Source organism: Bilophila sp. 4_1_30 (genome assembly GCF_000224655.1).
In the GTDB taxonomy this organism is placed as follows: Bacteria; Desulfobacterota; Desulfovibrionia; order Desulfovibrionales; family Desulfovibrionaceae; genus Bilophila; species Bilophila wadsworthia.
Window position 1 is genome coordinate 194,905 of record NZ_JH114235.1, and the last position, 5,296, is coordinate 200,200.

3 protein-coding genes are annotated in these 5,296 nt (G+C 62.5%); 2 read left to right on the forward strand and 1 reads right to left on the reverse strand.

Annotated features, from left to right (window positions below; genetic code table 11):
- Positions 1–692: 692 nt before the first annotated feature.
- Together ahpC and HMPREF0178_RS18495 are read left to right on the forward strand one after the other, a co-directional pair.
- Positions 693–1,256 (forward strand): alkyl hydroperoxide reductase subunit C, encoded by a 564-nt coding sequence (gene ahpC / locus HMPREF0178_RS18490; protein WP_005030060.1) that lies wholly within the window; start codon positions 693–695, stop codon positions 1,254–1,256.
- Positions 1,256–2,929 carry an FAD-dependent oxidoreductase gene (locus HMPREF0178_RS18495; RefSeq protein WP_009381222.1) on the forward strand — a complete coding sequence of 558 codons (1,674 nt, stop codon included), beginning with the start codon at positions 1,256–1,258 and terminating at the stop codon, positions 2,927–2,929. Before ahpC ends, HMPREF0178_RS18495 begins: the two co-directional genes overlap by 1 nt.
- A 763-nt stretch (positions 2,930–3,692) precedes the next feature.
- Here the strand turns inward: HMPREF0178_RS18495 and HMPREF0178_RS18500 are convergent.
- Positions 3,693–5,296: hypothetical protein (locus HMPREF0178_RS18500; RefSeq protein WP_009381224.1), on the reverse strand; the 1,604-nt coding region annotated here is incomplete at its 5' end.

Genomic DNA, 5,296 nt, shown 5'->3' on the forward strand with positions numbered 1-5,296 from the left:
CGTGGGCATACTCGCCGGACAGCGGATACCCGATGGCCATGAGCCAATCGTCAGCCGTCAGAAAGAGGTATTCCCCCTCCAGAAAGGCCGTCCCTTGCGACATGGCCTGCATGAACGGCGCGGAATGCTCGGGCACGCGGGCCTGTTCAAGGACTGAGGCAAGATCGGGCATGGCGTCCTCCCGGTTTTGCGGAAACGGTCCCTTACCGGATACCAGATTTCCTGCGAACCTGTCGAGGGCCGGAAGGCGCTTCGGCGCATGGGATGCGGGGCGATCCGCCGGGCGGGGAGGGCCGCGTTGGTCACCGGGCCGGGGCATGGCGCGGGGAACACAGAGCCCTTTCAGGAATGCCGCAGTACGTGTGGGGCGAGGTTGAGGAAGAGATACCAGTAATGCCGTGAGGAATGCCGCCGCGCGGATGGGCGAAGCTCACGGCAATGCCTCATGCCGTGATGAGAGTGCGGCACGGGTGGGGATGGAACGGAAAAAGTAATGTATCCTTGCGGGTAAAAGCGGTACGTGGGCGTGAAGGGCTATGCGGGGGATACGTGCCGGGCGGGCGCGCTCAGGAAAATCACGTTCCCGCGGCCTTGACAAGGGAGTCCTAAATGGTAATGAATTTCGTATTCAATTAACGAAGCGCGGCGGCATGGCCGTGCGGACACACCAACGAAAACCAAAGGAGATAGTTATGTCCCTGATCAATAAGGAAGTAAGCGAATTCAGCGTTCAGGCTTTTCAGGACAACGCCTTCAAGACCGTGACCAAGGCCGATATCCTCGGGAAGTGGTCCGTGTTTTTCTTCTATCCGGCGGACTTTACGTTCGTGTGCCCCACGGAGCTTGAGGATCTCGCTGAAAAATATGAAGATTTCAAATCCATCGGATGCGAGATCTATTCGGTTTCGTGCGACAGCCATTTCGTCCACAAGGCGTGGCACGATGCCTCGAAGACCATACAGAAAATCAAGTATCCCATGCTCGCCGATCCCACCGGAGCGCTGGCCCGGGATTTCGACGTGATGATCGAATCGGAAGGCATGGCCGAGCGGGGCAGTTTCATCGTCAACCCCGAAGGGCGCATCGTGGCTTATGAAGTCATCGCCGGGAACGTGGGCCGCAACGCGGACGAACTGTTCCGCCGGGTGCAGGCTTCCCAGTTCGTAGCCTCGCACGACGATCAGGTGTGCCCTGCCAAGTGGCGTCCCGGCGCGGAAACCCTGAAGCCCAGCCTCGACCTCGTGGGCCTGCTGTAATGGATGCCGGTCGGGCCGCCGACCTGTACGACGCGGTGGTGGTGGGGGGCGGCCCGGCCGGGCTGGCCGCCGCCCTCTACCTTGCCCGCGCCCGGTACAGGGTGCTTGTCGTGGAAAAGGACACCTTCGGTGGGCAGATAACGATCACCGCCGAAGTGGTGAATTATCCCGGCGTGGAAAAGACCGAAGGCCATTCGCTCACCGAAACCATGCGCCGTCAGGCCCTGCATTTCGGCGCGGAGTTCCTGCTGGCCGAAGCGCAAGGGATCGACGTGGACGGGGATTTCCGCATCGTGCGCACGAGCCGGGGGGCTTTCCGGTGCTTCGCCGTACTGCTCGCCACCGGGGCCCATCCCCGCAAGGTGGGTTTTGAGGGCGAGGAAACGTTCCGGGGCCGGGGCGTGGCCTACTGCGCCACGTGCGACGGCGGGTTCTTCACGGACAGGGATGTCTTTGTGGTGGGCGGCGGATTCGCCGCCGCCGAGGAAGCCATGTTCCTCACCCGGTACGCCCGTTCCGTGACCATGCTCGTGCGCCGGAGCACGCTGTCCTGCGCCGAAAGCATCGCCGAGCAGGTGCTCGCCCACGAATCCGTCCGGGTGCGCTTCAATACCGTTCTGGAAGCGGTGGAAGGCGACACGGCCCTGCGCCGCGCCGTGTTCCGCGACACCGTGACCGGGCGGCTGGAGACGTATGCGCCGCCCGAGGGCGAGACCTTCGGGGTATTCGTCTTCGCGGGGTACGAGCCCGCGTCGCGGCTGGCCGAAGGCCTTGCGGAGCTGACCGGGCAGGGGAACATCGTTACCGATAGGGAACAACGGACGAGGACGGAAGGCGTCTACGCCGCCGGGGACGTGTGCGACAAGCGGCTGCGTCAGGTGGTCACCGCCGTTTCCGACGGGGCCGTTGCCGCTACCTCCATCGAGCGCTATGCGGCGGACATGCAGCGCAAGACGGGTTTGCGCCCGCAGCGCCCGGCAACCCCCCCGGCGTCTTCCGGAGCCTCGAAAGCCTCAGCCCCTTCCGGAAATGCCCGCGAGACAGAAGGCGGGTTCCTCACGGCGGAGCAGCGGGAACAGCTTGCGGGAGTCTTCGCCCGCATGGAACGCCCGCTCATCCTGAAGGCGGAACCGGACAGCCGCCCGGTTTCGGAAGATCTGCGCCGGATGCTCATGGAGCTCGCGGCTTTGACGGATAAGCTGACCGTGGAGTGGACGCCGCCGTCTGACGGGCCGGAACGCCCCTGCGTGCGGGTTTTGCGGGCGGACGGGACCGATACCGGCATTGCCTTCCACGGCGTCCCCGGCGGGCATGAGTTCAATTCGTTCGTCGTGGGCCTGTACAACGCGGCGGGCCCCGGGCAGAGCATCGATCCCGCCCTTGCCGAGGCCATCGCCGCCATCGACAGGCCGCTGGATCTGCAAATCGTGGTTGCCCTGTCCTGCACCATGTGCCCGGAACTGGTCATAGCCGCGCAGAAGATCGCCGCCTCCAATCCGCTGGTGACCGCCAAGGTCTACGACGTGAACCACTTCCCGGAACTGCGGGAACGGTACAAGATCATGAGCGTGCCTTGCCTCATCATCAACAAGGCGAAAGTGGCGTTCGGCAAGAAGACGCTCGGCCAGTTGTTGGAATTGCTGGCAGAACCGGAGGCCGGGCAGACTGGTTGATTTTCATGGACGGGCCTTGAAAGGGGAGGGGTAACGCTGGGGAAGGGGGCTTTTTCTGAAGAAGGTTTCCCTTTCCCAAAAACAGTCAGTGCGGCCTTCCTTCCTTCTCTTTCCAAGGCTGCGCGTATTGCGAAGCCCTGTGCTTTCACGGCACGGGGATCGCCTTTGGAATGGATACCTTTCAGAGGGCAAAAGCCGAGGGATTTCCTTAAAGCGTTTGTGCGGAGATTTTCCGGCAAGCCTTGGCCGCAGCGAATCGCTGCGGCCTTTTTGTGCATTGGAGAAGTGCGCTAGTGGGAGCGCGCATTATCCGCAGAAATATAGTAGCGCATAATCTTTTTATTATGTCAATTTTATTCTTCCGTTTTTGCAATAAGATAGGTACTTGTAAAGCACCTGTGGACATTCACAGTTTCCCGTCTCTATGGACGCATAAAATGGACACTCAGAATATCCGTTCTCACCTGCTTGGAAACAGGCTTTCAAAATGGACGCTCACATTGTCCTTCTTGATCGGACGCTCATTTTATACTTATATAATGGACATGCAAAATGGACTCTCAATAAGGGAGGGTACGGTATGATTCCCTGTACAGCCGGGCTTGCCATTTCCTTCAAATGCCGGAGGAAGCGGATCGGGCTCCCTCCGGTATCTGGGATATCTCCCGTTCCCTTTCATGCCTGGAGGATGCGGCACCGTAAAAAAAGACGCCGCATCCCCAAGGAAATGCGGCGTCCGGAGGCGTTTCGCGGCACCCTCGGATCAGAGGATGGCGCTGAACTTCGTCAGAAAGTCCCGGGTGAAGAAACCGTTCTGGATGCGCTCCCCGAATGAACCCTTTGCGCCGACCTTATGCCGGGCATACGTTTCCTTGATGCCCGGGGCGGCCCAGTCCTCCACGACGCGGTGCTCCCTTTCGAGCCGGGCGGCGTGGCGCTGAGCGTCCTTGAGCCGGGATACCGCGGCATCCACGGCTTCGTTGTCCATGCAGGGGGCGAGCATGGCCCGGTAGTCGTCTTCCCGGATGGCTGTGAGCTTGTCGAAGGTATCGCGGTCGATGAACACGGGCCGGAACAGCTGGTTGAAACCGAACTGCTGCCGCGTCTCGCTCAGCAGCCTGTCGGGGAGCTTCGAAAGGTCGATGCGCCCGTCCGGCGGTATCGTGTACCCCTCTCTGCGCAGCTTGCTCAGGAAATCCTGCTGGCGCGGGGTGGGGCGGCTCAGGTCAACGACGGTCATGCCCGCCTTGCGGGTCCCGAAGCTGGCGTCGTTGTCGATGCCCGTGATCTTTACGGCTCCGGTTTGCGGATTGATGTCGATGAGGTAGTTGTCGCCGTGGCGGTCCACCTGCCCGGAAAGGACATCGGCCCATTCCATTTTGGACAGTTCGCGCATCAGGTTGGCGCGCATGGCGTCGAGTTTCCCGTTGGAGCGCAGGACGCGGCACGTTTCGGGGAAATTGAGTTCCTTGCCGTCAGGCATCCGGCAGACGGGCTTGCCTCTGGCGATATCGAAGAAGGTCTTGCCGGGGGCGGCCTCCATGAACAGGCCGAGCTGCCCGTCATGGCTGCCGATGCTTGAGCGGGCGATGGTTCCGCCGCAGCCGATGGCGTCCGCCACGCGGGAGGCCGCCACGTTGAGCTGCATGACGCGCGCCCCGTTGCGGTAGCCGAGGCCGGACGCGCACAGATGGTCGAGGCCGCGCCGCGCGCCCACCTCGGGCTTGAACACAAGCTTCATGTCTTCGCCGTCTCTGCCCCGGTACGTGCACAGATGCACGGTATTGGCCGCGCCCTGCCCGAGCTTGCGGGTGTCGGTCAGGATGGCGTCGCCCGCCCGGAGTTCAAGCTGGTCGGCCATGATGCCGCGCAGGGAGGCTTCGAGGATGGTATTCATGTCCACATGGTGATCCAGCGCGGCCTGGATGTATTCGCCCCGCGCCTGCGGGTTGGCCCCGGTCGAGCGCAGCATCCCGGCGGCCTCCTGAAACTCGGAAACGAGGATCCCATCGCGCGTGAGCAGGGGCGTGTTTTCGATCTGGGCCGCGAGCCTTTTCATCTCGGACGGCACGAGCACGAAGCCGTTTTGCCCCACGCTCCGGCGCAACAGGTCCGCCATGCCGCGCGGGATGCGTTCGCCGCAGAAATGCTGATAGTAGCCGCCGATTTCCTTTGCGCCGATGGTAGGGTGCTCCGCGATTGCCATCATGGTCAGGAGCGTGCCGCAGGCCCGGCGAGTCTCCGGGGCCCGCAGGATGCGCACGGCGTCTTCCATTTCGTGGGCCAGCCGCTCGGGCGAGAGCGCCCCGGCATCGAGGCGGGTCATGATCTCGTTGACCTTGGCGTTGTAGCGGGCGAGCCCCGTGG